We start from the raw sequence: 26,945 nt of genomic DNA, 5'->3' as shown, positions 1-26,945 counted from the left end.
ATTATACTATAACGCTATGAGTAAAATAATAGGAATCGACTTAGGAACAACCAACTCGTGTGTAGCCGTAATGGAAGGTAGCGAGCCAACGGTAATTCCTAATGCCGAAGGAAAAAGAACAACTCCTTCAGTAATTGCCTTTGTAGAAGGTGGTGAGATTAAAGTGGGAGACCCTGCAAAAAGACAAGCAGTAACAAACCCAACAAAAACAATTTCTTCAATCAAGAGATTTATGGGTAATAAATATTCAGAATCTTCAAAAGAAGTAAAGTCTGCTGCATTTAATGTAAAAAAAGGAGATAACGACACACCACGTGTAGATATCGATGGGCGTCTTTATACGCCACAAGAATTAAGTGCGATGATTCTTCAGAAAATGAAGAAAACTGCTGAGGACTATTTAGGACAAGACGTAAGCAGAGCCGTAATTACAGTACCAGCGTACTTTAATGATAGCCAGCGTCAAGCAACTAAAGAAGCCGGAGAAATTGCAGGATTAAAAGTAGAACGTATTATTAATGAGCCAACAGCGGCAGCATTAGCATACGGATTAGATAAAAAGAGTACAGACCAGAAAATAGTGGTTTTTGACTTTGGTGGTGGTACGCATGATGTATCTATCCTAGAATTAGGAGATGGTGTATTTGAGGTACTAGCAACAGATGGTGATACACACTTAGGTGGTGATGATGTAGATAGCAAGATTATTAACTGGTTGGCAGATGAGTTTCAATCTGCAGAAGACATGGATCTTAGAAAAGACCCAATGGCTTTACAACGCTTAAAAGAAGCGGCAGAAAAAGCAAAGATTGAGTTATCATCTTCGGCACAAACCGAAATTAACTTACCGTATGTAACAGCTACGGCAAGTGGACCAAAGCACTTAGTTAAAACATTAACACGTGCTAAGTTTGAGCAATTAATAGACGATCTTGTAAAGAGAACTATTGAGCCTTGCCAGACTGCATTAAAGAGCGCAGGATTAAGCACAAGTGATATCGATGAGATTATCTTAGTTGGAGGTTCTACGCGTATTCCAGCAGTACAAGAAGCTGTAGAAAAATTCTTTGGGAAAGCACCAAGTAAAGGAGTAAACCCAGATGAGGTAGTAGCAGTAGGAGCTGCAATACAAGGTGGTGTATTAACAGGAGATGTAAAAGACGTATTATTATTAGACGTAACTCCGCTATCACTAGGTATTGAAACCATGGGAAGTGTAATGACAAAGCTTATAGAAGCAAACACAACCATCCCAACAAAAAAGAGCCAGGTATTCTCTACTGCGGCAGATAATCAGCCAAGTGTAGAAATTCATGTACTACAAGGAGAGCGCCCTATGGCAAACGATAACAAGACCATTGGTCGTTTTCACCTTGACGGAATTCCACCAGCACAACGAGGAGTACCTCAAATTGAAGTAACCTTTGATATTGATGCAAACGGAATTATTAAAGTAAGTGCAGAGGATAAAGCAACTGGTAAGAAGCAAGATATCCGTATTGAGGCGTCTTCTGGATTAACTGAAGAAGAAATCCAAAAGATGAAGCAAGAAGCCGAAGCAAATGCTGAAGCAGATAAAGCCGTAAAAGAAAAGGCAGATAAGATTAACGAAGCAGATGCAATGATTTTCCAGACAGAAAAGCAATTAAAAGAGTTTGGAGAGAAGCTAAGTGACGATAAAAAGAAGCCTATAGAAGAAGCGCTTGAAGAATTAAAGAAAGCGTTTGAAACTAAGGATGTTGAGACCATACAACCAGCATTAGATAAAATGAATGAAGTATGGAAAACAGCTTCTGAAGAGATGTACAAAGCACAAGCCGAAGCACAGCAACAAGGCGCTCCAACAGGAGAACCTACTGGCGATGCAGGAGCTTCTGCAAGTAACGATGAAAACGCAGACGTAGAAGACGTAGATTTTGAAGAAGTGAAATAAGTGAGCTAGCAAATCTAAGTTTTGCGTTAGCGAACGTATCCCGAACTCGCTTCGGGATCTTCATAAGACTAAATAAAAAAAGCCCTAACAGCAATGTTAGGGCTTTTTTAATACCTGTAACCCAACTGTCATTAAGAGTGCAACAAGAAATCTCTAAAAATCTAAAAATCCAACCATCTAACCATCTAAAAATCCAACCATCTAACCATCTAAAAATCTAATTATCTAACAATCTATCCTCCTACACCAATTTGTAAGAAAAAAAAGGGAAAATACCCTAATGCGGTAGGGGAAAAACCCTACCTAAACTTGGGTTATTTTTTTGTAAATTGAAGGTTTGTTCTGGGTACTATGTATTGTAAGTGCTACGGGATAAAGAATATTAAAGTATGTTGTTATCCTGTAATGATTACGGGATAACGCTAATAAATATAATCATATAACAAGTTAGGGAATAATGCCTACGGCACGGTTAAACGGTACTGCGTACCTTACTTTAATCCTATTATTCCCTAACGTCCTGCAGTACGACTGCTATTCGCTTGGCGTGCCTACGGCACGTATTCCCAACAACGGATAAAGCGAATAGCGTCTAAAGGCTACTATTGCTAATGACAGCAAGCTGTCAACGCAACTCGCCTTATCCGCAGGACGTTGTGAGCAACCTGAAAAAACAAAACATTAAATGCTAAACCAATTTTCGACTGAATTAAAAAGTGTATTCCCATCAGAATTAGTTGATGCATTAATGGATAGTTATGTCGAAATCAAAACAAATTTTATTACTCAAAAATGGGAACCTTCCGAACTGAATGGAGGGAAATTTGTTGAAGCCGTAATACGAATTTTGCAACACCAAGTTTTTGGAACCTATACACCAATCGGAACATCCATAAGGAATACATTCGCTGAACTCGAGAGAATCCAAAGAGCGCCATCTTCAATTTTAGATTCGTACAGACTTCATATTCCAAGATGCCTTGGTGCTATTTACAATATTAGAAACAGAAGAGGTGTTGGACATTTAAGTGGAGATGTGAACCCTAATAAATCGGACTCTCTTTTAATCATTACTATTAGCGAATGGACTTTAGCTGAACTTTATCGAATTAATTATAACATTTCGCTTACAGAGGCACAGGGATTAGTTGACATATTGGTATCAAGAAAATTAGAATTAGTATTCGACCTTAATGGGATTAAGAGAATATTAAACCCAAAACTTAAAATAAAAGACCAGATTTTACTTTTAATGTATTCTGAAAACTCTAGCTTTTTAACAATTGACAATTTATGCCTTCATCTCAAATATGAAAATAGAACTTATCTTAAAAACAAGATTTTAAAGGAATTGGATAAAATTCAGTACATTGAATTAACAAATGATGACAAAATATTTCTTCTTCCACCAGGTCAGAAATACGTGGAAGACAACTATGAAAATTGGAAACCTAATTAATTATAAAATATGGCAGAAGCAAAACTTGAAATTAAAATTGGCGAAATCAAAATAGAATTAGAAGGACCTTCTGATTTCGTATCAAATCACTATGATAAAATTGAAAAGCATTTAGAAACATACGTTAAGTTGTCCAAAACAACTGAAAAACCAAAAGCTGTAGTTCAAGCCACAGAAACAACTGCACAAGCAAATGGCACAGCTACTGAAACACCATCGGAAACTATAGTAACGTCTGAATTACCAGAAACTTTTGGCGAATGGTTAAATGCCATTCCAAAAGACACGAGCGATACTAGAAAAGCTTTATTAGCAGGTTATTACACACAGCTGAATTCAGAAACAAAAACATTCAGGAGTAGAGATATTTCAAGACTTTTAAAAGAACACAGTATAAAGCTTTCAAATACAAGCCAATTTGTTAAAAAATTAGCTGAAAACAAGAAAACATTCCAACACTCTAAAAATGGAAATGAGGCGAATTACAAAGTATCGAGAGATATGGAAGCGGAACTGAAAAAAATGTTTGAATAAAAAGGCAGCTCACAACAATGGCTATAAGTAATTGCTTGTTCTCGCCTACTTTGGAAATTCCTGCGGAATTTCCAACTTGGTGTGTACTTGCAAAATTAATCGCTAAACCACGCAACTACTCATAGCCCAGACCGTTGGCAACAAGCTGAAAAAAAAACCAAAATATGACAATAGGAGCTAAATTTTTAAGAGCCGACTTACATATTCATTCTTATGGAGAAGATTATGGCTCTTATGATGTTTATGACCATACAATGACACCAGAAGCCATTGTTGATACTGCTATTGAAAAAGGACTAAAAATAATTAGTATTACAGACCATAATGAAATTCAAAATTCTAGAATTGCAATAAACTATTCTAAAGATAAAGACATCTTGGTAATACCAGGAATAGAAGTTAGTACTACTCAAGGTCATTTACTGTTATATTTTGAAACCTTCAAAAATTTAAGCGATTGCTTTGGTAAATTAACAGTAAGTGCTGATAAAAAAACTTGTCAGCAAGGAATTGTGCAATGTTTGGATTTAGCAGAACAGTACAATGGAATTGGAGTACTTGCACATATAGAAGTAGATTCGGGATTTGAAAAAACTATTGGTAGATTCGGACCACAAATGGAAGAAGTTTTTAAGCATAAAAACTTATATGGTCTCGAAATCAACACAAAACGAAGTGTAGATTTTTATACTGATTTAGATGAAGATGATAATAGAAAAAGATTAATAAATCTAAGAAGAGCTGAGCTAGAACTTACAGAAGATTATAATTTACCTAAACTTATGTCTTCTGATGCTCATACTTTAATTAAGCTTGGAACTAATGCTGAAGGCGAGAAAAAAGTCACTCGAATTAAAGTTGATGAATTAAATTATCATTCTTTCAAAATTGCTTTACAAAGTCAAGAATCTAGAATAAGATTAGAAGAGTTCATTCCTGAAAAAAGACCACTTATTAAATCAATAAAAATTGAAGGAGGACTTTTAGATAATATGGTAGTTAATCTAAGTCCAAATTTGACTTGTATAATTGGAAGTCGTGGAGCAGGCAAATCAACTTTGCTTGAAGTCATTAGAGAAACATCAGGAAATAAGTCATTGTCCAAAGTAGTTGATTCAGAAGTATGGCCTCAAAAAGCTAGTTTGGTTTTTGAAGATGAAGCTGGACAAGTAATTGAATTTGGTAGAGAAAAAAACAATATAACAGAGAATATCACAGACCCATTAAATGGTATTTCAAAAGTTGATATAGAAAGCTACGGTCAAGGAGAAACAGCGGACACTATACAGCATAGTGATGAAAACCCGATTATACTAGTAAACTTTTTAGACTCATTTTTAGATTTAAGTTCACTCAAACTTGAGGAAAAAGATATTCAGAACAAGTTATTAGATAATCAAAGTGAGTCTCGTAAATTAAGACTTGAACTTTTGAGTTTAAAAGAAACTAAAAAGGCTTTACTAAATGAACAGAAAAAGCTAAAAAGTCTTGAAAAAGAAAAAGCTGGGGATTTAGTAAAATTCCAAAATGGTTTAATTAAGGAAAGACAGATAAGAAAAGTTCTTATTGAAGATTTGAATGATTTAGTTAAATCTTACAGAGAAGTTTTAAGCGATAACGACACCTTTGAAGCATTTGAAAGTCTAACAGATGAAGAAATAATTGTCGGTAAAGATTACTTTAAAAAAGTAAAAGACCTTGTTTCTCAGTTTTCAAAAATAGTAAGTAAAAAATCCGGAGAATTAAATGATGCATTAAACATTAAAATCAAAGAACTACAAGTAGAATTGAATAACTGGAAAGAAAAAGAAAAAACAATCCAAGAAAAAATTGATAAAAAGAAAAAGGAATTAGAAGCACAAGGAATTCCTTTTGACTTAGGTAAAATAAATCAAATTTCTAAAGATATTATTGAACTTACTGCTAGAGTTAAAAAACTTGAAAACAGTCAAAAATTATTAAAAGAGCTTGATAAAACTCGTAAAGAACTACTCACGAAAAGAGCAGACCTAAAGAGAAAACTTTATTACAATCGTTATGCATTTGCAGATATTATAAATCAAAATCTAAAAAACACATTAGATGGGTTATTTATTACAGTAAAATACGAAGAAGGCAAATATTCCGACATTTTTGAGAGTCAACTTAAAAGCGTTATGGAATGGAAAACAGCTAGAGTTCCAAAAGCGACTGTCATTTCAAAACAAATGACACCATTAGAATTTGTAGATGCGTGTAAAAAAAATGACATAGCTAAATTCAAAACAATTAAGGATAGTGAAGGCAACAGGCTTTTAAACGATTATGACATTACATCAATCATAACTCGTATAATGAAAGATTATACGTATGAAGATTTTGAGGCAATCGACTTTGAAGATAGACCTTCAATTTCTGTCACAAAAGTTTTCAAAGATGAAAATGGTAAGACCATCAGGAATACAAAATCAATTTCTCAATTATCGTTAGGTCAGCAACAATCTGTTTTACTTGGCATATTGATGCTCTCAAAAAGTAAAAATCCATTGGTTATTGACCAACCAGAAGACAATTTGGATAGTGAGTTTATTTTTAAAACCATTGTAAAAAATCTAAGAAAAATCAAAGAATCTAGACAAGTTATAATTGTGACCCACAATCCAAATATTGCAGTTCTAGGAGACGCAGAATTAATCATTCCATTAAAAAGCACGAGTGTTAAATCTCATATTTTAGATTCTGGTTCGATTGACCGAACAGAAACAAGAGTAATATGTTGTGAAATTTTAGAAGGAGGTAAAAGCGCATTTAAACAGAGACAATTCATATATGGAATTTAACGGAGGTGCTATAATTATTGGTTCATTACTCTGGGACAATGAACCCAAACGACTCAAATGGAGAAAACTTTATCTTGCATCTTCAGAAAATTTAATACCAATAAAGGCACGAATACGATACGGAAGAGAATCAAGTTCTAGAAGATATACGCATACAATGATTTTATCAAATCACCCTAAAACTGAATTCGGAAATGCGTACATACTTCCATTTAAGGAAACACTTAAAAATGCTAGGAATTTAGAAAGTCAAGCATTTGCTATGGCGTCTGCGGAAGGACTTTGGAAAAAAAGTGGGCCTTCACTAAACAAAAATTGGGGGACTGTTGGTCTTTTAATAAATCCAAATCTTGCGAATAGTAGAAACCTAGAAATAATAAAGGAACGTTGGGGAAAAATATATGCAGAATATAATTTCAATCCATCGGATTATACAATAGAAAAAGAACCTGAATTAATTGACAAAAATGGATTTCTTAAAATAGAGTGGACTGATGAATTGAACGAATTTGATTTTCTAATAGCGACATTGACTGTTCCTAATCCAAAGTCTTTACTTAACGAACAAATTATAGCAGAAAAAATTAATGAAACTGGATATGACGAATATTTCTTGAACAATTATAAAAATGGAATTAAGACTTTCCAAGACGAAGAAATAATAAAAAGATTGAATAAAAAGCCAGTTGCCAACAATGTATAAAAATAATAGCGGTTTAATCGCTAAAACCAAAGTAAGTAAATATAAAAAAGGTCTGTGTTTAACCGAAAAGTTAATGCGTGAAAATCCGCTACTATTCTTATACTAGACCGTTAGCAACAAATTTGAAAAAACAATATGCTAGGATATTACGATGCTTATTTAGTTTGTGAAAAAGGACACGGAATTAATGATTCATTTCATTCGAGTCCCGAATTCAATAAAAAATTCTGCACTTATTGTGGAAGTAAAACTTTGAAGGATTGCCCGAATTGTGGAAAAGAAATTGAAGGTGATTACAAATCAGATGTGGTATTTATTTCAGCTGATATGACGCCTGTTCCTGATATTTGTAAACATTGCGGAAATGATTTTCCTTGGAAGTCCAGAAAAAAAGTTATTGCAAAAAATACAACTAAAGCAGATAAAGATGATTTACTGTTATTGGAAACAATTTTCGAAAGATTTCATCTTGTAGTCAAACAATTACGAAATCGATACAATGATAGAGAAACATTGGATGTTAAAGACGAATATGACACACAAGATTTACTTCATTCGTTATTAAGGATGTATTATGAAGATATTAGATGTGAAGAATGGAATCCAAGCTATGCTGGTGGCTCTACTCGTTCCGATTTTTTATTGAAAGATGAGGAAATAGTAATAGAAGTTAAAAAAACCAGAAGTTCACTTAAAGCTAAACAACTTGGCGAACAACTTATTATTGATATTGCCAAATATAAAACGCATCCGAATTGTAAACTTCTATACTGCTTTGTGTATGACCCAGAAGGTTATATAAATAATCCAAGAGGAATCGAAAATGACCTAAATGATGATAAAAGCAAATTGAAAGTTAAAGTAAAAATAGTTCCGAAAGGACACTAAAAAATCTGTTGCTAACAACGTATATAGCTCATAGCTAATTACTTATAAATCTCACACAAACTCCCTATCTTTGAGTATATTAAAATAGCACCATACCAAAAACAAACTATGAAAAACCTTAAGCTTTTAATTGTACTGGTAATACTTTCGGCCTGTAATCAAGGAAAACAGCGTACAGAGGCATCAACAGAGATTGATACGAACGCTAACGCAAAAGTTGCAGATACCGTAGATAACAAAAACGCCATAGTGATTAATGAGCGCATGGTACTTTTTTTAATGCCCGACTCAACAGAAATTAATGAGATGCAATCTAAATACGTAGAGGAGGACTTTATTGAGATTATTTCAGACATGACTTGGTATCCAGACATGGCTGGTGAGCAACTAGATTCTTTAAATATTAAAAATCAATATTTTGATAAGGATTCAATAATTATTAAACATAGTGATAACTCCGAGACAGTTTTAAAACGAAAAGAACTAGATGGAGATATGGTTTTGATTCACCCAGACAAAAAACCAGTTATTACAAATTCAGTTGATTTTGATAAGGCACAAACTCTTTCTTACTTTAACAGCAACAACTAAGCAAAACAAGGGTATGTAATTACTCGTTTATGCTTGTTTTATAATCCTTACAGGTTTTCTATTCGGTATGTATTTGCTAAATTAGTTGTTCAAAGAACGCAGCAAAATTGGTATATTGACAAGAATGTCGTAAAAATGTCGCAAATAAACCGTTATCAAAAAGATAGTTTCATAAGTAGATTTGTCGAAACAATAAAACAAAATCAATTATGAACGAAATCGGAAAAAAAATTAGAGAGATTCGAAAGAAAAAAGGCTTATCTCAAGAAGAATTAGCAGAATCTGCAAAGGTAAACTTAAGGACAATTCAGCGAATCGAAAATAACGAAAGTGAACCAAGAGGAAAAACGCTTACTTTAATTTGTGAAGTTCTTGACATAAACGCAGAAGACCTTTTTGATTATGGAAAACAACCGGATAAAAGTTACCTTACAATATTTCATCTTACGGTACTTACGTTTTTAGCAATTCCTGTTGGAAATATAATTATTCCACTAATTATGTGGATGAATAAAAAAGATAAAGTAATTGGGCTTAAACAAATGGGAGCCAACCTATTAAACTACCAGATAATTTGGTCTATTGTAACCTTTATTTCAATAGCTGCTTTTGCTTTTTTAAAAATTATGCATTACGGATATTATCCAGTTTTATTTTACGTGTTTATTGGGCTTTATTTATTAAATGTAGTACTGCCAATACTTTTTGCGATTAAAACAAGTAAGGGGCAAACCAAAGGTTTATACCCAAATATTATAAAACTCATAAAATAACTATTATGAAAATAGTATCAAGTTCTGGAAAGGGAAATTTTAAATTAACCGAGAACAATCAAGAAATTTGTGAATTGGTTTATACTAATTGGTTTTCAGAAAAAGCTAAAACTGATCTGGACGGAAACAAAATCGAAATCAAGCCAAAAAATATTTGGACAAGCAAGGTTGATATTTATAAGAACAACACTAACATTGGTGATATTACTTTTAATTTAAAAGGCCAGATGATTATTCGATTAGAAAAACCTGATGGAACGGAGTGTAATTATGTATTAAAAAATAAGGCAAAGTGGAAGCTAAAATTTGAAGTTTACAATGAATCTGATACGCTTCAGTTTTCACTTAACTCTGTTAATAAATGGACTAAGCTAAATTATGATTACGATATTGAAATTGCAGACTTTAATTCAGAATTTGACATAAAAGAACTCTTAGTGTATTGTGGTTATGCCACAAACCTTTATCTAGCTATAATTAGTGCTCTGTAATAACCAAAAAGTTACTATACCTAAAAGCATATGCAGGTATCGTTTCTACCTTAATGTCGTAGTGATTATACCAAAAGAATCTGAGTACATTATCATTGCAAACCCTAAACGCAACCCTTACCTTTGTTCCTTATCTAGTTTGTAACTAACCAGTAGTAATCTGTGTAGTTACTAACATTAAAACCATACTATATGCCAGGATTTGAAGTCTTTGGAGCCGAAGAGCGAAAACAAGTAAACGATGTATTAGAAACAGGAGTATTAATGCGTTATGGCTTTGATGGCATGCGTAATAACCATTGGAAAGCCAAAGAATTTGAAGAGGCTTTTGCAGCACGTATGCAATCCAACCATTGCCAGTTGGTTTCTAGTGGAACATCTGCCTTAACCGTAGCATTAGCTTCGGCAGGTGTTGGAGCAGGGGATGAAGTGATTATGCCTACGTTTACTTTTGTCGCAAGCTTTGAGTCAATTATGATGTTAGGAGCTGTTCCAGTATTGGTAGATATAGACGATACGTTAACTTTAGACCCAAAAGCAGTAGAAGCTGCAATTACCGCAAAGACGAAATGTGTTATGCCCGTGCACATGTGCGGCTCTATGGCAGATTTAAAGGCGTTAAAAGCTATTTGCGACAAACATAACTTAGTATTGCTAGAAGATGCTTGTCAGGCTATTGGAGGTACCTTTGAAGGGAAACCGCTAGGAAGTTATGGAGACTTAGGATGTTTCTCATTCGATTATGTAAAAACCATTACCTGTGGAGAAGGTGGTGGAGTTATTACCAACAACAAGCAATATGCCATTAACGCAGACCAATACCAAGACCACGGACACGACCATATTGGTAATGATAGAGGAGCAGAAACTCATCCGCACTTAGGGTATAACTTCCGTATTTCAGAGCTAAACGCTGCTGTTGGTATAGCACAACTTGGCAAGATGGATGAGATATTAGACTTACAAAAACGTAATTACACTATTGTTAGGGAAGCTCTTTCACTAGTAGATGGGGTTACATTTAGACGTGTCCCAGAAGGCGGTATAGAGAATTACTCCTTTGTAAACTTTTATTTACCAACCCAAGAGCTAGCCGAAAAAGCACATAAAGCCTTAGGTGGAGCAGGAGTAGAAGCTTGTTTTTACTGGTTCAAAAATAATTGGCACTACATTAATGGTTGGGAACACCTACGCAATTTAAAATCTATGCAGCCACTTTCTACTGAAATAAAAGAACAGATGCAAGATTTAAATAGTAAGGACTTTTCAAAAAGTGATGCTTGGATGGGACGAACTATCTCGGCTTTAGTTAAAATAGGATTGACTAAAAACGAAGTAGAAGAAAGAGCGCAAATGATAGCAAAAACAGTAGCTTCCGTACTTTCATAGAATTCTGCTGGAAGTAAAATCTATGTTTTCATAGAGGTTTTATAAATAGCTCATTTATATATTTGTATTGCCTCTTCTTTATGAAGAATTTAACCTATTTACGCTTTTAAATTTTTATGTTTTGAAGCAATTATTTACTTTATTATTTGTTGTTCTAGTATCGCAATTTACTTTTGGTCAAACCTGTGGGCATACAGATTATACATGGACAAGTCAAACCGAAATTGACAATTTTGTCACTACTTATGGTGGAGGCGGGTGTAGCCAGATAGATGGAGATTTGTATATAACCGGAGCATCTATTAACGATTTATCAGGTTTAACTTTTATTACAGAAATTACAGGCTATTTGTATATACGCTCTACAAATCTTACAGACTTAACTGGACTTGAAAATCTTACTACTTTAGGAACATTTTTATATTTACAATCTAATAATAGTCTACTAAACATTGATGGATTACAAAACCTGACCTCTTTTAATAGTAACATACAATTACGCTATAATAATAATCTTACTTCTATTGTTGGGTTAAGTGGTATAACACAAGCAACTGCAATTAGTTTAGAATATAATCCAAATATTGCAACTTTAAATGGACTACATAACATAGCCTCTCCAGATGTGCAAATTTCAATTACAGGTTCTGACGCACTTGTAGATTTAACAGGTTTAGATGCTATCACATCTGCATCAAGTATAAGCATATACACTAATGATAATTTGGCAAGCTTAGATGGTCTTGATAATCTCACAACCACAGCAAACCTTTATATTGATAGAAATTTTGCCTTAGCTAATGTTGATGCATTAAGCAATCTTACCCAGGTTGATGGTTCATTCTATTTTCATGATGCGCCCACCTTAACAGACATTTCTTTTATTACTTGTACTGTTGAAGGGATTAATTTTTCCAATTTGGGAATTACAGATTTAGGAGGAATAAGTGCTTCTAATAATGAACTTGACTTTCTTTACATTAATTTTGTGCCAAGTTTAACAGATATCTCTGCTCTTAATGGTTTAGAAACAGTAAATGGAGACCTAGAAATTTGGAGTACACTACTTGCAAGCTTAGCAGGTTTTGAGGACCTTACTTCTATATCTGGAGATGCTACTATTTCTAATAATTCTGTACTAACTGATGTATCTCAATTTGATAATGTATTATATCTAGGTGAGGATTTAGTGGTAGGAAGTAATAGTTCACTAAGTGAATGTTGTGTGTTCCAAAATTTTATTAGCGGCAATGGTTTTATTGGCGGAAGTATTAATATAGTTGGTAACGATACAAACTGCATCAGTATCCCAGAAGTGATTACCTACTGTAATACAACCTATGCAGACTCTGATGGTGACGGTGTTCCAGATAGTACAGATAACTGTGCAAGCGAGTCTAATCCCAATCAAGAAGATACTGATGGTGATGGTATAGGAAACCCATGTGATAATTGTCCAGATACTGCAAATGCATCACAAACCGATACCGATGGTGATGGGATTGGTGATGATTGCGAAACAGCAGCAGGAACAACAGGTTCTGGAGTAGGAGGGGTAGGTATTAATACAACTACGCCAAATACTTTACTCGAAGTCGCAGATGGTGATATATTTATTAATAATATTCACCGTGGTGTTATTATGAAGTCTGCAAGTGGGAATTGTTTCCGTTACCAACCAGACGATAGCGGGAAACTAGTTTCTAAACAAATTACATGTCCAGATAATTAATAGTTAATATACTCTGTAATCTCAAGTCCATACCCAATCATTCCTACACGTTTGGTTTGCTTAGAATTGGATACAAGTTTTATTTTATGAATACCTAAATCGTGTAAGATTTGAGCACCAATTCCAAAATCTTTTGCATCCATCATGATACCTGGTGCTTTGGTTACTGTACCGGGCTGTTGGTTTTGTTTTAATTCTGAAAGACGATTTAACAAGTTAAAAGATTGACTTTGTTGATTAATAAACACTATTGCTCCCTTTCCTTGTTGATTAATTACCTGAAACATTTCGTCAAGCTTTTTATCTGCATCGTTGGTAAGGGTTCCTAAAATGTCATTATTTACTAGTGTAGAGTTTACACGTACAGGAACGGCTTCATTTTTTTGCCAGGTTCCTTTAGTAAGCGCAATATGTACTTGTTCATTGGTAGTTTGTTGGTAGGCTCTTAATCTAAATTCGCCAAACTTGGTCGTGATATTAAAATCTTCTTTCTTTTCAATTAAAGAGTCGTGCTCCATTCGGTAGGCAACTAAATCTTCAATAGAGACTAGTTTTAAATCAAAGCGCTTAGCTACTTCAACAAGGTGCGGTAAGCGAGCCATGGTACCGTCTTCATTCATAATTTCAACAATCACACCTGCTGGTTGTAGTCCTGCTAGGCGTGCAAAATCTATTGCTGCTTCGGTATGCCCTGTTCTTCGTAATACGCCACCATCTTTTGCTTTTAAAGGAAAAATATGTCCTGGCTTGCTTAAATCATGTGGCTTTGTATTGGGGTCTATAAGTGCTTTTACTGTTTTGGCTCTATCACTTGCCGAAATTCCTGTTGTAACGCCATGCCCTTTTAAATCGACCGATATGGTAAATGCAGTCTCCATAGGATCTGTATTATTACCAGTCATCATTTCTAACTGTAGTTCTTTGCAATGACTTTCGGTAATTGGGGCACAAATAAGGCCACGACCATGGGTTGCCATAAAGTTAATGGTCTCTGGTGTAATAAGCTCTGATGCAGCTACAAAATCTCCTTCGTTCTCCCTATTCTCATCATCTACCACGATAATAACCTTACCTTTTTTAATATCTTCAATGGCTTCTTGTATAGTGTTAAGTTGAATGGTAGTCTCTTTTTCAGTAGTCATCATAACAAATAGAATTATAGTACAAAGATACGGAATGTTGTGTTAGAAGTAAGAATTTAGAATTGAGCTGAAGTATTATTTATCTTCTTTTTTCTTAAATAATCTTGTAAACCGTTGTGTAAATGAATCGATATCAAATATACCTTGATCTGTCGTGGCTCTAATGGTAAGCCAAATACTTAACGGGAGCATAATAACAGTACTTATCCAAGTACCAATAAATGGAGAGATTGTACTGTCTTCGGCGCTGTTTTTAGCAAAAATACCTATAAAGTGATATGTTAAAAACAGTAGGATGGCTACTACCATAGGTAAGCCCATACCTCCTTTTCTAATAATAGCGCCAAGAGGAGCGCCTACAAAAAACAAAATTATACACGCAACGGCTAATGCATACTTTTCATGCAATGCTATCTTGTGTTTGTTAAGTGTTCTAAGTTTTTTTGCAAAGGCATTTCTTTTCCCAGCAACAGTTTGTAGTGTTCCTCTAGCATTAGTTAGCGCGAGAGAGGCAATTTGCGCTTGTTTTCGAGGGCCAAAAGGTTCTACAATGCTAGAGAATTGTAGTGTGTCATTTACCCCTTTTTTTGGTGCTGTTGCTCCAAACTTTGAGAGGCCACTACGGTAATATAAATTTTCAGAGACAGTTATAGTTTCTTTTGTATAACTGGTTTCCATAGAGTCAATCTCTACACGTAACTCACTAGCTTTAAACATATTGTGGTTACTATAGTTGTTGTCTTTATCTATGTCTTGTTTGTTCATTTCAGTAAGATCGATATTGATGGTGTATTCATCAAAATGCGTCTTTGTAAATGGAAGTCTTTGTTGTTTTTTAAAGTCTTTAAATTGTACTTCGTTATAATGAAACCCGTTACTTAAAATAAGTGAGAGTGTATTACTACCTTCTTCACTTGTGAGCTCTCCTTTTTCGGCAACAATCACTCTATGGTTTCCACTTCGTTTTTCTTCGGTTTTTTGATGAATAATAACATCGTGTAAAAACTCATCATTATCACCACTTTTTTCTTCTACTTTAATATTAAAATCGTCTCCTATTTGGCTAAATTGCCCTTCGGCAATTACCATAGAAGGACTAAACTGCTTGATATTTCGTCGTAGATTTTGCCACTTATATTCAGAATAAGGAATAACATTATTGGCAAACAAAAAGGCTACAAAACTTAATAATCCAATAAATAAAATTAGACTTCGCATCGCTCTTTGTAATGAAATCCCAGTAGATTTCATGGCTGCAAATTCATATTTTTCAGAAAAGTTACCAAAGACCATGAGTGAGGTTACCAGAATACTTAGTGGTAATACTAATGGAATTATCTTGGGAGAGTAGAGCCAGAGAAACTTTAATACTAAACCTGCATCTAAGTCTTTACCAGCCAACTCTGAAATATAGAGCCAAACGGCTTGCAGTACAAAAATGAACATCAAAATAATGAAGACGCTAAAAAACGTCTTCAAAAATGCTGTTAATATATAGCGGTCTAATATTTTCAATGCAATGTACTTAGTCTAACCTATTGATGTAATAGCCATCGTCTTTATACTTGGCTTCGTCAAAAGTAAACAAGGTTTTTGAAAGAGGCTGATTTGTCTTAAAAGAATTTACTGTAAGTGTATATTTTGTTCCTTTAGCATCAGTCTGTATTAATTTATAGATATGTTTTGTCTGCACATCGATACCTAATAAAATATCTTTTATCTCTGCGTTGGAATCTATAGGAGTAAGTTTTACAAACTGTATTTTTCTTCCTCTTACATTTTGTACTATATCCATTTTATAAGTGTATCCCTTTTCATAAAAAGTCAACATCTTAGAAGGTGTTATAGATTTGTCGTCGTTTGGGTTATACTTTGAGATAGTAACCTCTTCATCTTCTGGAACAATGGTGTACATATTTGTAGCATCAAATAGCGTAGTAGTACCCAACATGTTTAAAACATACTTTTCGCCAGAAAGGGTAACATCACCTCGAGTTTCTTGGCTTACATTTTCTTTGGCATTATTAAGCGTGTATTTAAAGTCTATAGAAATATTGTCATAGCTTTTAACCTTTGTAGAAACTTCATTTAATAATGATTTCGCATTTTGCGCTTGTATTGTTGAGCTTGCCAAAATTGCTATGCAAATTAATACTATCTTTTTCATCTTATTCATTATTTAGTAGTTGGTGTAATGCTTCAATAGTTGGAACGAGTACTTGTCTTGCTTTACTTCCTTCAAAAGGACCTACAACACCTGCAGCTTCAAGTTGATCTATAATTCTACCTGCACGATTATATCCTAATTTTAATTTTCGTTGTAAAAGTGAAGCAGAACCTTGTTGTGCTATTACAAGCACTTCGGCAGCTTCAACAAACAATTTATCTCGTTCTTCAATATTATTATCAAGAGTTGTGCCACCTTCTTCACTTACATACTCTGGTAATAAATGTGCATCTGGATAGGCTTTTTGAGCACCAATATAATCTGTAATATCTGCCACTTCTGGTGTGTCTACAAACGCGCATTGAAGCCTTGTCAGGTCATTTCCTTGTGTGTACAACATGTCACCACGACCTATTAGTTGGTCTGCGCCTGAGTTGTCTAATATAGTTCTTGAGTCAATCTTACTAGTTACCCTAAATGCTATACGAGCTGGGAAATTGGCTTTAATAATACCTGTAATCACATTTACCGAAGGTCGCTGCGTTGCGACAATTAAATGAATTCCAATTGCACGAGCCAACTGTGCTAGACGGGCGATAGGGGTTTCTACCTCTTTACCCGCTGTCATAATTAGGTCTGCAAACTCATCTATTACTAAAACAATGTAAGGTAAAAAGCGATGACCGTCGTTAGGGTTCAGCTTTCGGTTTTTAAATTTGGTGTTATATTCTTTAATATTACGAACCATAGCATCTTTAAGCAGGTCGTAACGGGCATCCATTTCTATACAAAGTGAGTTAAGGGTATTAATTACTTTGTTAGTATCTGTAATAATTGCTTCATCAGTATCGGGAAGCTTTGCCAAGTAATGTCTTTCAATTTTGTTGAAAAGTGTTAGCTCCACCTTTTTTGGGTCTACAAGCACAAACTTAACTTCGGCTGGATGTTTTTTGTAAAGTAGTGAGGTAAGTATAGCATTTAGTCCAACCGATTTACCCTGTCCAGTTGCACCAGCCATAAGTAAATGTGGCATTCTTGCTAGGTCTACTACAAAGGTCTCGTTACTAATTGTTTTTCCAAAAGCTATAGGAAGTTCCATCTCGGCATCTCTAAACTTAGGAGAACCTATGACAGAGCGCATAGAAACGATTTTTGGTTTCTTGTTGGGAACCTCAATACCAATAGTACCACGTCCTGGAATAGGAGCAATGATACGTATTCCTAATGCAGAAAGCGATAAAGCAATATCATCTTCAAGATTTTTAATTTTTGAAATTCTAATACCTGCCTCTGGGATAATCTCATAAAGTGTTACAGTAGGACCAACGGTAGCTTTAATATTTGCAATACCAATTTTATAGTTATTAAGGGTTTCTACAATTCGGTTTTTGTTTTCTTCGAGCTCTTCTTGATTTATAGTAATTCCTTGTCCTTGTGTATAATCCTTAAGCAACTCTATGGTTGGAAATTTATAGTTGCTTAGCTCTAATTTTGGGTCAAACTGTCCAAAATCTTCTACTAGCTTTTTGCTTAAATTATCTTCTACGGTCTCTTCTTCTACAGGAGCTTCAACTTCCATTGCTACTTCAGCTTCTTCATTAGTAGGAACTTTCTCTTTTAAACCTGGTTCTAAATTCTCTTCTTTCTGAATTTCAAGTGGTATTGAGTTTTCTTCAGTAGTAATTGTAGTTTCTATTACTTCTTTCTCATAGTCTGTTTGCGAAACGGTGCTTTCTTCTGAAGTAAAATCTTCTACAACAGAATTTTTAGTCTTTTTAAATGCACTAGTTACCTTTTCTGGTGTCACTTTAAGTCTAATCACTAAGTAAACAATGGCAAGAAAAGCCATAACTAATACAGCGCCAATAAAGCCTAAATAATCTTGTAAAAAATCATTTACCTCGTATCCAATAACTCCACTTAAAATTGTAGACTTTGCAGGGAAGAATCCAAAAAATACAGCTAGCCATACCATTACTAACATTCCCCAAAACCAAAATCGTACTAGTTGCTTTTTTGCATAATCAAAGAAGTAATAAATTCCTGTAAGTGTAATTAAAAATGCGAAGATTAGAGTTGATATACCAAAGCCTTTGTAAACAAAAAAGTTGCTTACTGCACTACCAAAAGTGCTTAACCAGTTTTCTTTTTCAACATCTCTATTACCAATAACTGCAAGTTCACTTTGGTCCACTTGCCATGAAAATAAAAATGAGATAAACGAAATTATAAACATTAACCCAATAATGGAAAGGGCACTCCCAAGCACTATTTTTTGTTGCCTAGAAAGTGTAAACGCTATTTTTTTTCGAGGTTTCTTAGTTTTTTTGGATGTAGCTCTTTTTTTCTTGGCCATGAAGTGGTTGGTTGTCTTAGTGCAAAATTACAAATATACAACGATGCAAACTACATAAAATTATTGTAAGTAGATGGGCTCCCTTTTAATAAATGTGTCTAAAATTTTGGAATATATATTATGCATCCTATAATTACAGCTCCTAGTGCAGCAATAAAAACTCCACCTGCGGCAACGTCTTTAATATAACCTATTCGATTATGAAAATCTGGATGAACAAAATCTGAAATTTCTTCTATAGCAGTATTTATACCTTCAAGGCTCATTACTAATGCAATTGCTATTATTTGAAAAATCCACTCCGTAGTATTTATTTCAAAATAAAATCCTGCAAAGGTCATTACAATAGCAATTACAGTTTGTACTTGAATACTAGCTTCATTTTTTATTAGCATCCATGCACCTTTGGCTGCATATTTTACACCTTTAAGGCGTTTTCCTAAGAAGGTGTTCCACATTATTGTAAACTATTAATAGCAGCTTGATAATTAGGTTCTTGTCCAATTTCTGGTACTTGCTCAGTATAAAGTACTGTATGGTTTTCATCAAGAGTAATAACGGCTCTAGAATGTAATGCTTGAAAAGCACCATTGGTAATTTCTAAACCATACTCTTTTCCGAAACTACCATCTTTAAAATCACTTAGCATTTCTAAGTTTTCAATTCCTTCTGCGGCACAAAAACGAGCTTGTGCAAAAGGTAAATCTCTAGAAATACACAAAACAGTTGTGTTTTTAAGCTTTGAAGCACTTTCGTTAAATTTTCTAGCAGAAGTTGCACAGACACCAGTATCTACACTTGGAAAAATATTAAGCAATAATTTTTTTCCGTTGTAATCTGAAAGTTTTCTAGAACCTAACTCTGAAGTTGTAAGAGTAAATTCTGATGCTTTTGATCCAATTTCTGGAAGATTCCCTGTTGTTTCTGTTGCATTTCCGCCTAGTGTAATTTTTGCCATTTGTCTTTTATAATTTTCATAAAAGTACATAATCCTCTACAGGAAATAACTAAAATCTTCTTAAAGATTTGCCTTTATTAAGCTTCCTTAAGTTGTCTTATTTTAATTCTGAAAGCTGCAAATAAGAGTGTAGTAAATGGACTAAGCCAGTTAAAAATTGCAAATGCAAAGTAATCTATCACAGGAACTCCGAGAACACCGCTTTGATACGCTCCGCAGGTATTCCATGGGACTAAAACTGAAGTAACAGTACCACTATCTTCTAAAGTTCTGGATAGGTTTTCTGGAGCTAACCCTTTATCCTTGAATGCTTTGCTATACATTTTTCCTGGAACAACTATTGCTAAGTACTGGTCGCTTGCAGTTAAATTTAATGCCAAACAACTAGCAACTGTACTCGCAAATAAACCAAAGGTTGTATGAAATAATGATAATAGCGCTTTACTAATTCTTGCTAAAGCACCTATGGCATCCATAACTCCACCAAATACCATGGCACAAATTATTAACCAAATAGTACCTAACATTCCACTCATTCCTCCTGCCGAAAATAAATCATTTAAAGCTTCATTATCTGTAGCTACTGAAGTGTCTACTGTTATCGCATTCATAATTCCTTTGTAACCAGAAGTAAAATCCAAGGTATCGCCACCACCAATTGTTGTAACAATTTCCGGTTGAAATATTAAAGCTGCTAATCCTCCTAATAAAGTACCCGCTAATAATGCAATAAGAGGAGGCGTTTTTCTAACTATCATGACAATAACTAAAATTGGTACAATAAAAAGCCAAGGGCTAATATTAAATGAAGCATCAATAGATGCGAGTATTGAAGTTGTGTCTGCAACTCCTACAGGATCTAAACCAACCCCAATTATTATAAATACAATTAACGTTACTATAATAGTAGGAACAGTTGTATAAGTCATGTATTTTATATGTGTAAACAAATCTGTTCCCGCCATAGCAGGTGCTAGGTTTGTAGTGTCACTTAGTGGTGATAGCTTATCTCCAAAATAGGCACCTGATAATACAGCTCCAGCTGTCATTCCTAACGATATTCCTAACGCTTCAGCAATACCAATTAATGCAATACCTACAGTTGCAGAAGTAGTCCAACTACTACCGGTAGCAATAGATATGATTGCACAAATAACTACACATGAGGCTAAAAAAATAGTTGGATTTAAAATTTGTAATCCGTAATAAATCATTGTTGGGATTATGCCACTTATAAGCCATGTTCCAGCAAGGGCTCCAACCATAAGTAAAATCAAGAGAGCTCCAGTTGTAGACTTTACATTTTGGGCAACTTCTTCAACCATTTGCTTATAACTTACTTTATTAAATACACCTACAACTGCAGCTACAGCAGCTCCTAATAGAAGAATAAATTGATTGCTTCCACTTAAAGCATCATCACCAAAAGCATAAAAAACATTGTAAAAAAGCATAATCACTAGAGCAATAACAGGAATCAATGCTTCCCAGATATTTAACTCCTTATTTTCGACAATTTTTTCGTTTTGTTTGTCTTGGCTTTGCATAGTGTAAATTTTGTCTTGTAATGTTACGATTTTGTTACTTGCTATGCAAATACTAATAATCGTGATTTACAAAACGCCTACATCTTTCATGCATTGTTTCATAAGTTGGTAGGTACGTTTAATATCGGCATCTAGTCCAATAGAAAAGCGAATTAGTCCATCTGTTAGCCCCATTTCACTTTGTTCTTCTTCGGGTATTTCAGAAGAAGTAGAGCTTCCGGGAGCAGAAAATAAGGTTTTGTAAAAACCTAAGCTAACGGCTAAATAGCCAAGATTTCGTTCTTGCATTAGCTCCATTAGTGTATTGGCTTTATCTAAACTTCCAACATCTATAGTTAACATGCCACCAAACCCATATTGTGGGTTCATTTGACTTTTCATTAGCTCATGTCCCGTATGCGAAGCTAATCCAGGATATACTGTTCTTAATCCATCTTTTTCAAATTTTTCAGCCAAAAACATTGCATTTTTACTGTGTTGTTGCATACGAATGTGTAATGTTCTTAGGTTTTTTAATATTGAAGCAGCACGTAAGCTGTCCATAGAAGCTCCAAGAAGCATACAAGCTCCATCATTTACATTTCTAAGAGTATCTATTAGCTCTTGGCTTCCACAAACTACACCTCCCATAGTGTCACTACTACCATTAATAAATTTTGTAAGGCTATGTAACACTACATCGGCTCCTAGTACAGCTGGTGAAATAGTAAGCGGAGAAAAGGTATTATCTACAAGTAGTTTAAGCTTATGTTTTTTTGCAATAGCTGCTAGTCCTTTTATATCTGCTATTTCTAGTAAAGGGTTACTTACACTTTCGCAATATATTATTTTTGTTTTTGAAGTAATTGCAGCTTCAACTACTTCTAGTTTTGTAATGTCAACAAACGAGCTGTTAATGCCCAATCTTGGTGCAAAGTTTTTCAAAAAAGCATAAGTCCCACCATAAATTGTACGACTAGAAACAATATGATCTCCAGTCTCACAAAACTGTAAAATAGTAGGAGTGATAGCTCCCATTCCGCTAGCAGCAACATTTGCGGTTTCTGTGCCTTCCATTGCAGCGAGGGCTTCTCCTAGGTATAAGTTTGAAGGTGTAGAATGTCTTGAATATAGATAACAACCATCTGCATTCCCTTCAAAAGTATCAAACATTGTTTTTGCTGAAAGAAAAGTATAAGTTGACGAATCTGAGATAGATGGATTTACACCTCCAAATTCTCCGAAGTATTGTAAATCCTGGATGTTGTTTGCGGGCTTAAAATCTTTTGTATCTTTCATTGTATTTGTTTTACATCAAAAGTATATAATGATAGATTTTTTATCAATGAAGAGACTATTATTTAGTATTTAATTCTATTAATGTTTATCTAGATAGATTATCGTAGTATATTTATAGTTTAAGTAGTTATCTTTAAGAAAAATTTTCAGAATGAAATTAGACACCCTTGATAAAAAGCTTGTAAATCTTCTACAGGAAGATGCAAAACAAACTAACAAACAACTTTCATTGCAATTAAATTTGTCTGTAACAGCAGTATATGAACGTATAAAAAAGTTGGAAAGGTCTGGACTTATTAGGAAATATGTAGGTCTTATTGATAAGAAGAAGGTAGATCTTGGTTTCTTAGTATTTTGTCATATAAAACTAGCCCAACATTCTCAGGAACACATAACAATTTTTGAAACCGAAGTAAAAAAACTAGATGAGGTTTTAGAATGTTTTCATGTTAGTGGAGAATATGATTACTTATTAAAAGTTATAGTAGAGGATATGGAACACTTTCGTAACTTTATGATTACTAAACTTACAACTTTAAAGTATGTAGGTAGTACACAAAGCTCCTTTACTATTAGTGAAGTAAAAAATAATACTAAGATTCCGCTCTAATGCAACAAAATAGATACTTACTTGTTGAATTTTTTTTACTATTCATTTTACTACCTATAAGTTTTGCATATGATTACTCATTTTATTTAAAAGGCGCATTAACGCTTATTGGGTTTGGATATATAATTTATATTCTTTTAAAAGTTGAGGGCATTAGTTTTAGGACTACGATTGAGAAAAAATGGGGGAGATTCTTTAAACGTATTGTAATTCAGTTTACAGTAATTGCTTTACTAACTACCTTGTTTGTTTGGTATGAAGATAAAAGTGCCCTTTTCTTTGTACCAAAAACTAACCTTCTTTTATTTGTAATAATTTTAGGAGTGTATACTTTTCTTTCGGTTTGGCCACAAGAGTTAATTTATCGTACTTTCTTTTTTTCTAGGTACGAAAAACTATTTCAAAGTAAATCGCTCTTTATATTTATAAATGCAATAGTATTTTCTTTGGCACATATTTTCTTCAGAAATACGCTAGTGCTTATTTTAACTTTTATTGGTGGAATTTTATTCGGCATCACTTTTTTTAGAACACGTTCCACATTACTTGTTAGCATTGAACATGCGTTATATGGTAATTGGTTATTTACAGTTGGAATGGGACAAATGCTAGCTTTTCCTGGTATGGAAACTCCATAAAAGCGAAATTTTACTTTTCAAGAACAACCCCAGCTTAACAAAACTTTTAAACCCCTAAACTTTTAAACTATTTATGGGTATCGTACCTTTGTATTTCAAAACATAAATAATTAGATATGTCAAAATATGATGTTGCAGTAATTGGTTCAGGACCTGGTGGATACGTAGCAGCAATACGTTGTGCGCAATTAGGTATGAAAACAGCAATAATTGAAAAATATAATACGCTGGGTGGTACTTGCCTTAATGTTGGGTGTATCCCAAGTAAAGCACTTCTAGACTCCTCTCACCATTACGAAGACGCCATTAAGCATTTTGAAGATCACGGAATTGAAATCCCCGGAGAGGTTAAAGTTAACTTCAAAAAAATGATCGAGCGTAAAGCTGCTGTGGTAGATCAAACCACAAAAGGGATTGATTTTTTAATGAATAAAAACAAAATTGATGTTTTTACGGGAATAGGAGCCTTTAAGGATGCAACACATATTGAGATTTCTGGTGATAAAAATGAAACAATAGAAGCAAAAAACACCATAATTGCAACTGGTAGTAAGCCATCTAGTTTACCTTTTATTGAAATAGACAAAGAACGAGTTATTACTTCTACCGAAGCACTTTCCCTTACTGAAATCCCTAAGCATATGATTGTTATTGGTGGGGGTGTAATTGGTCTAGAACTTGGACAGGTTTATAGAAGATTAGGCGCTGAAGTATCTGTGGTAGAGTATATGGACAGAATTATTCCTACAATGGATGCTGCACAGAGTAAGGAGCTTACTAAAGTAATGAAGAAGCAAGGTGTGAAGTTTTATCTTTCGCATAAAGTTTCTGCAGTAGAAAGAAAGAAAAATGAAGTTACTATTACTGCTACCGATAAAAAAGACAAAGAAGTTACTTTTACAGGTGATTACTGTCTAGTTTCAGTAGGTAGAAGGCCTTATACGGATGGGCTTAAAGCTGATAATGCAGGCATAAAAATTACAGAAAGAGGACAAATAGAAGTTAATGAACACTTACAGACCAATATTTCTAATATTTATGCTATTGGAGATGTTGTTAAAGGAGCAATGCTTGCTCATAAAGCTGAAGAAGAAGGTGTTTTTGTAGCAGAAACATTAGCTGGACAAAAACCACATATTAATTATAATTTAATTCCTGGAGTTGTTTATACTTGGCCAGAAGTAGCTAGTGTTGGTAAAACTGAAGAGCAACTTAAAGATGAGAAAGTAGAATACAAATCTGGACAATTCCCAATGCGTGCTTTAGGAAGAAGCCGAGCAAGTGGCGATACCGATGGTTTTGTGAAAATTTTAAGTGATGCAAAGACAGATGAAGTCTTAGGAGTACATATGGTTGGGGCCAGAGTAGCAGACTTAATTAGTGAAGCTGTTACTGCAATGGAGTTTAGGGCAAGTGCAGAGGATATTGCAAGAATGAGCCATGCACATCCAACGTATGCAGAGGCTGTTAAAGAAGCAGCTTTGGCAGCTACAGATAATAGACCTTTACATGCTTAAATACTGTAAAAAAAAATGAATCTAAGGTATGTAGTACATACCTTAGATTCATTTTAGATTTATTTTTTTAAGTGCTGTAGTTTATTTTATAACGTTAACTTTCCAAGATCTACTAGCTGGATTTACGTTACTATTTCTAACATTAGATACTCTTATAGTAACCGTATTAGCAGCACTAACAAAACAGTTCCATACAATTCCAGTTTCTATTGCGCCATTTGGAGAGCAATTACAAACGTCTCCAAGTGTTGCACCTGTGACAGTAACAGTTAAATCTGAAGCATTGTTAACAGTTATATTTGGAAAATCTAAAACCGCAGTATTTGTATATCCTTTCATTATTGTTTGCCTTGTTGTTGAAGGCGTAAAGTATAGGTCAGTACCATTAAATTCCATTGCTCCAGCCTCCGGTGTTGTTAGATTTGTTCCAGAGCTAAATTTTAAAGGAGCAGAACCTGCCGTTGCTGTCCCTGGTCTAATATGTAGTGTAGCAGTTGGGTTTTGCTCAGTAAGTCCAACATTACCTGTACTTCTTACAATTATTCTTTCTTGTTGACTTGTAGAACCACTGGGAGTTGTACTAATCACAAATCTTGATGGTGTATTTCCGGGTGTTGGAATACCTTCTGCATAAAACCTAAACCCTCCAGGCTCTCGTATTGCACTACCATCATGAGTTTTTACAATAAATGACCCAATTTCTTGGTCTGCATTTGTAAAGGCAGTTGGAGCGTCAATAGTTCCTCCTGTATTATATAATATGTAGTTTGGAGGATTTGTATTTGCACTTGTTATTTGAAAATCATTATCTCCTGGACCTCTAAACTCAAATCTTTCTACGGGATCACTCGTTCCAAAACCAATACGTCCATCGTCTGTAATTACTATATCAGTTCCTGCAAGTTTAGCTCTAGTTGCAAATATTAAGTCATCTCCAGATGAATTAACACCATCTTTCCATTCTTCAGTAGCGAAAGGAAGCCATGAGAGCGACGGGAAATCCCAGTAATGAAATCCTTTTAAATACCCAGAAATGTCTTTAGACAAAAACACTAACAAACCATCTTGGTCTGCTCCTGGGTTTGTAGCTGGGAAACTTTCTATTCTTGGGATTAATATTCCATCTTGAGCAGATGGAGAAGATGAATCTGATGCTCTTATGTCTAATATACTTTTAGGATCTGTGTTGTTTATTCCAACTTGACCATTTATTTTTGGATATAGACCAAAAAGGCATAATGCTAATAGCACGTAGGTATAGATTTTCATAATAGATTGATAATTTGGGATTTATCGAGTACAATTCTATAAAAAATAATTACACACATTGATTATTTAACATATAAATCTTTTAAATATTCGACAAAAAACATATTTATTCGTTTTAATGTAACATATTGTAGTCTAATTCTTTCAAATT

Annotated in this window: 23 protein-coding genes; 14 read left to right on the top strand and 9 right to left on the bottom strand. The window is 34.2% G+C overall.

Features of this window, described 5'->3' with window-relative positions; all coding sequences use genetic code 11:
- Positions 1-16: 16 nt before the first annotated feature.
- The 11 genes from dnaK to RM538_RS03450 all read left to right on the top strand — a co-directional run bounded on the left by dnaK (position 17) and on the right by RM538_RS03450 (position 13,312).
- The gene (gene dnaK / locus RM538_RS03500; protein WP_311332006.1) at positions 17-1,933 is read left to right on the top strand and encodes a molecular chaperone DnaK; all 1,917 of its coding nucleotides are present in this window, start codon (positions 17-19) and stop codon (positions 1,931-1,933) included.
- A 685-nt stretch (positions 1,934-2,618) separates the two neighbouring features.
- On the top strand, positions 2,619-3,392 hold the full coding sequence (locus tag RM538_RS03495; protein ID WP_311332005.1) for a hypothetical protein: 774 nt from the start codon (positions 2,619-2,621) through the stop codon (positions 3,390-3,392).
- 9 nt (positions 3,393-3,401) lie between these two features.
- Positions 3,402-3,926 (top strand): hypothetical protein, encoded by a 525-nt coding sequence (locus tag RM538_RS03490; protein ID WP_311332004.1) that lies wholly within the window; start codon positions 3,402-3,404, stop codon positions 3,924-3,926.
- Positions 3,927-4,090: 164 nt separating this feature from the next.
- Positions 4,091-6,745 (top strand): TrlF family AAA-like ATPase, encoded by a 2,655-nt coding sequence (locus RM538_RS03485; protein WP_311332003.1) that lies wholly within the window; start codon positions 4,091-4,093, stop codon positions 6,743-6,745.
- Positions 6,735-7,448 carry a hypothetical protein gene (locus RM538_RS03480; RefSeq protein ID WP_311332002.1) on the top strand — a complete coding sequence of 238 codons (714 nt, stop codon included), beginning with the start codon at positions 6,735-6,737 and terminating at the stop codon, positions 7,446-7,448. The genes RM538_RS03485 and RM538_RS03480 overlap by 11 nt, the downstream gene beginning before the upstream one ends.
- A 135-nt stretch (positions 7,449-7,583) precedes the next feature.
- Entirely contained in the window at positions 7,584-8,336 is a 753-nt protein-coding gene (locus tag RM538_RS03475) for a DUF2321 domain-containing protein (protein WP_311332001.1), read from the top strand.
- Between the two features lie 108 nt (positions 8,337-8,444).
- Positions 8,445-8,927: a hypothetical protein gene (locus RM538_RS03470; RefSeq protein ID WP_311332000.1), complete on the top strand. Its 483-nt coding sequence runs from the start codon at positions 8,445-8,447 to the stop codon at positions 8,925-8,927.
- Between the two features lie 209 nt (positions 8,928-9,136).
- A complete protein-coding gene (locus tag RM538_RS03465; protein WP_311331999.1) occupies positions 9,137-9,700 on the top strand; it encodes a helix-turn-helix domain-containing protein in 564 nt (187 codons plus the stop codon).
- A gap of 5 nt (positions 9,701-9,705) precedes the next feature.
- A complete protein-coding gene (locus RM538_RS03460) occupies positions 9,706-10,191 on the top strand; it encodes an aminotransferase (RefSeq protein WP_311331998.1) in 486 nt (161 codons plus the stop codon).
- A 192-nt stretch (positions 10,192-10,383) separates the two neighbouring features.
- The gene (locus RM538_RS03455; RefSeq protein WP_311331997.1) at positions 10,384-11,580 is read left to right on the top strand and encodes a DegT/DnrJ/EryC1/StrS family aminotransferase; all 1,197 of its coding nucleotides are present in this window, start codon (positions 10,384-10,386) and stop codon (positions 11,578-11,580) included.
- Between the two features lie 121 nt (positions 11,581-11,701).
- A complete protein-coding gene (locus RM538_RS03450) occupies positions 11,702-13,312 on the top strand; it encodes a thrombospondin type 3 repeat-containing protein (RefSeq protein ID WP_311331996.1) in 1,611 nt (536 codons plus the stop codon).
- On the opposite strand, the gene ribB is transcribed toward RM538_RS03450, so the two are convergent.
- The 8 genes from ribB to RM538_RS03410 all read right to left on the bottom strand — a co-directional run bounded on the left by ribB (position 13,309) and on the right by RM538_RS03410 (position 22,760).
- Entirely contained in the window at positions 13,309-14,454 is a 1,146-nt protein-coding gene (gene ribB, locus RM538_RS03445) for a 3,4-dihydroxy-2-butanone-4-phosphate synthase (protein ID WP_432279792.1), read from the bottom strand. The genes RM538_RS03450 and ribB overlap by 4 nt on opposite strands.
- A 75-nt stretch (positions 14,455-14,529) precedes the next feature.
- The gene (locus RM538_RS03440) at positions 14,530-15,969 is read right to left on the bottom strand and encodes an LptF/LptG family permease (protein WP_311331994.1); all 1,440 of its coding nucleotides are present in this window, start codon (positions 15,967-15,969) and stop codon (positions 14,530-14,532) included.
- Positions 15,970-15,979: 10 nt separating this feature from the next.
- Entirely contained in the window at positions 15,980-16,621 is a 642-nt protein-coding gene (gene lolA1, locus RM538_RS03435) for an outer membrane lipoprotein periplasmic chaperone LolA1 (protein WP_311331993.1), read from the bottom strand.
- A 1-nt stretch (position 16,622) separates the two neighbouring features.
- Positions 16,623-18,977, bottom strand: a complete 2,355-nt coding sequence (locus tag RM538_RS03430) for an FtsK/SpoIIIE family DNA translocase (protein ID WP_311331992.1) — start codon at positions 18,975-18,977, stop codon at positions 16,623-16,625.
- Between the two features lie 98 nt (positions 18,978-19,075).
- Positions 19,076-19,435 (bottom strand): diacylglycerol kinase, encoded by a 360-nt coding sequence (locus tag RM538_RS03425; protein ID WP_311331991.1) that lies wholly within the window; start codon positions 19,433-19,435, stop codon positions 19,076-19,078.
- Positions 19,435-19,935 carry a thiol peroxidase gene (tpx, locus tag RM538_RS03420; protein WP_311331990.1) on the bottom strand — a complete coding sequence of 167 codons (501 nt, stop codon included), beginning with the start codon at positions 19,933-19,935 and terminating at the stop codon, positions 19,435-19,437. Before tpx ends, RM538_RS03425 begins: the two co-directional genes overlap by 1 nt.
- Before the next feature lie 77 nt (positions 19,936-20,012).
- A complete protein-coding gene (nhaC, locus tag RM538_RS03415) occupies positions 20,013-21,482 on the bottom strand; it encodes a Na+/H+ antiporter NhaC (RefSeq protein ID WP_349254601.1) in 1,470 nt (489 codons plus the stop codon).
- 66 nt (positions 21,483-21,548) lie between these two features.
- The gene (locus tag RM538_RS03410) at positions 21,549-22,760 is read right to left on the bottom strand and encodes an aminotransferase class I/II-fold pyridoxal phosphate-dependent enzyme (RefSeq protein WP_311331989.1); all 1,212 of its coding nucleotides are present in this window, start codon (positions 22,758-22,760) and stop codon (positions 21,549-21,551) included.
- A 151-nt stretch (positions 22,761-22,911) separates the two neighbouring features.
- On the opposite strand from RM538_RS03410, the gene RM538_RS03405 reads away from it, so the two are divergent.
- From RM538_RS03405 to lpdA, 3 genes are all read left to right on the top strand, one after another.
- Positions 22,912-23,370, top strand: a complete 459-nt coding sequence (locus RM538_RS03405; protein WP_311331988.1) for an Lrp/AsnC family transcriptional regulator — start codon at positions 22,912-22,914, stop codon at positions 23,368-23,370.
- Entirely contained in the window at positions 23,370-24,008 is a 639-nt protein-coding gene (locus tag RM538_RS03400) for a CPBP family intramembrane glutamic endopeptidase (RefSeq protein ID WP_311331987.1), read from the top strand. Before RM538_RS03405 ends, RM538_RS03400 begins: the two co-directional genes overlap by 1 nt.
- Before the next feature lie 116 nt (positions 24,009-24,124).
- A complete protein-coding gene (gene lpdA, locus RM538_RS03395; RefSeq protein ID WP_311331986.1) occupies positions 24,125-25,525 on the top strand; it encodes a dihydrolipoyl dehydrogenase in 1,401 nt (466 codons plus the stop codon).
- 81 nt (positions 25,526-25,606) lie between these two features.
- Here lpdA and RM538_RS03390 read toward each other — a convergent pair whose 3' ends face one another.
- On the bottom strand, positions 25,607-26,794 hold the full coding sequence (locus RM538_RS03390; protein ID WP_311331985.1) for a phage tail-like protein: 1,188 nt from the start codon (positions 26,792-26,794) through the stop codon (positions 25,607-25,609).
- Positions 26,795-26,945: the final 151 nt, after the last annotated feature.

Source organism: Patiriisocius hiemis (assembly GCF_031846325.1).
GTDB classification, from domain to species: Bacteria; Bacteroidota; Bacteroidia; order Flavobacteriales; family Flavobacteriaceae; genus Patiriisocius_A; species Patiriisocius_A hiemis.
This window is presented reverse-complemented; position numbering and strand designations above follow the sequence as displayed.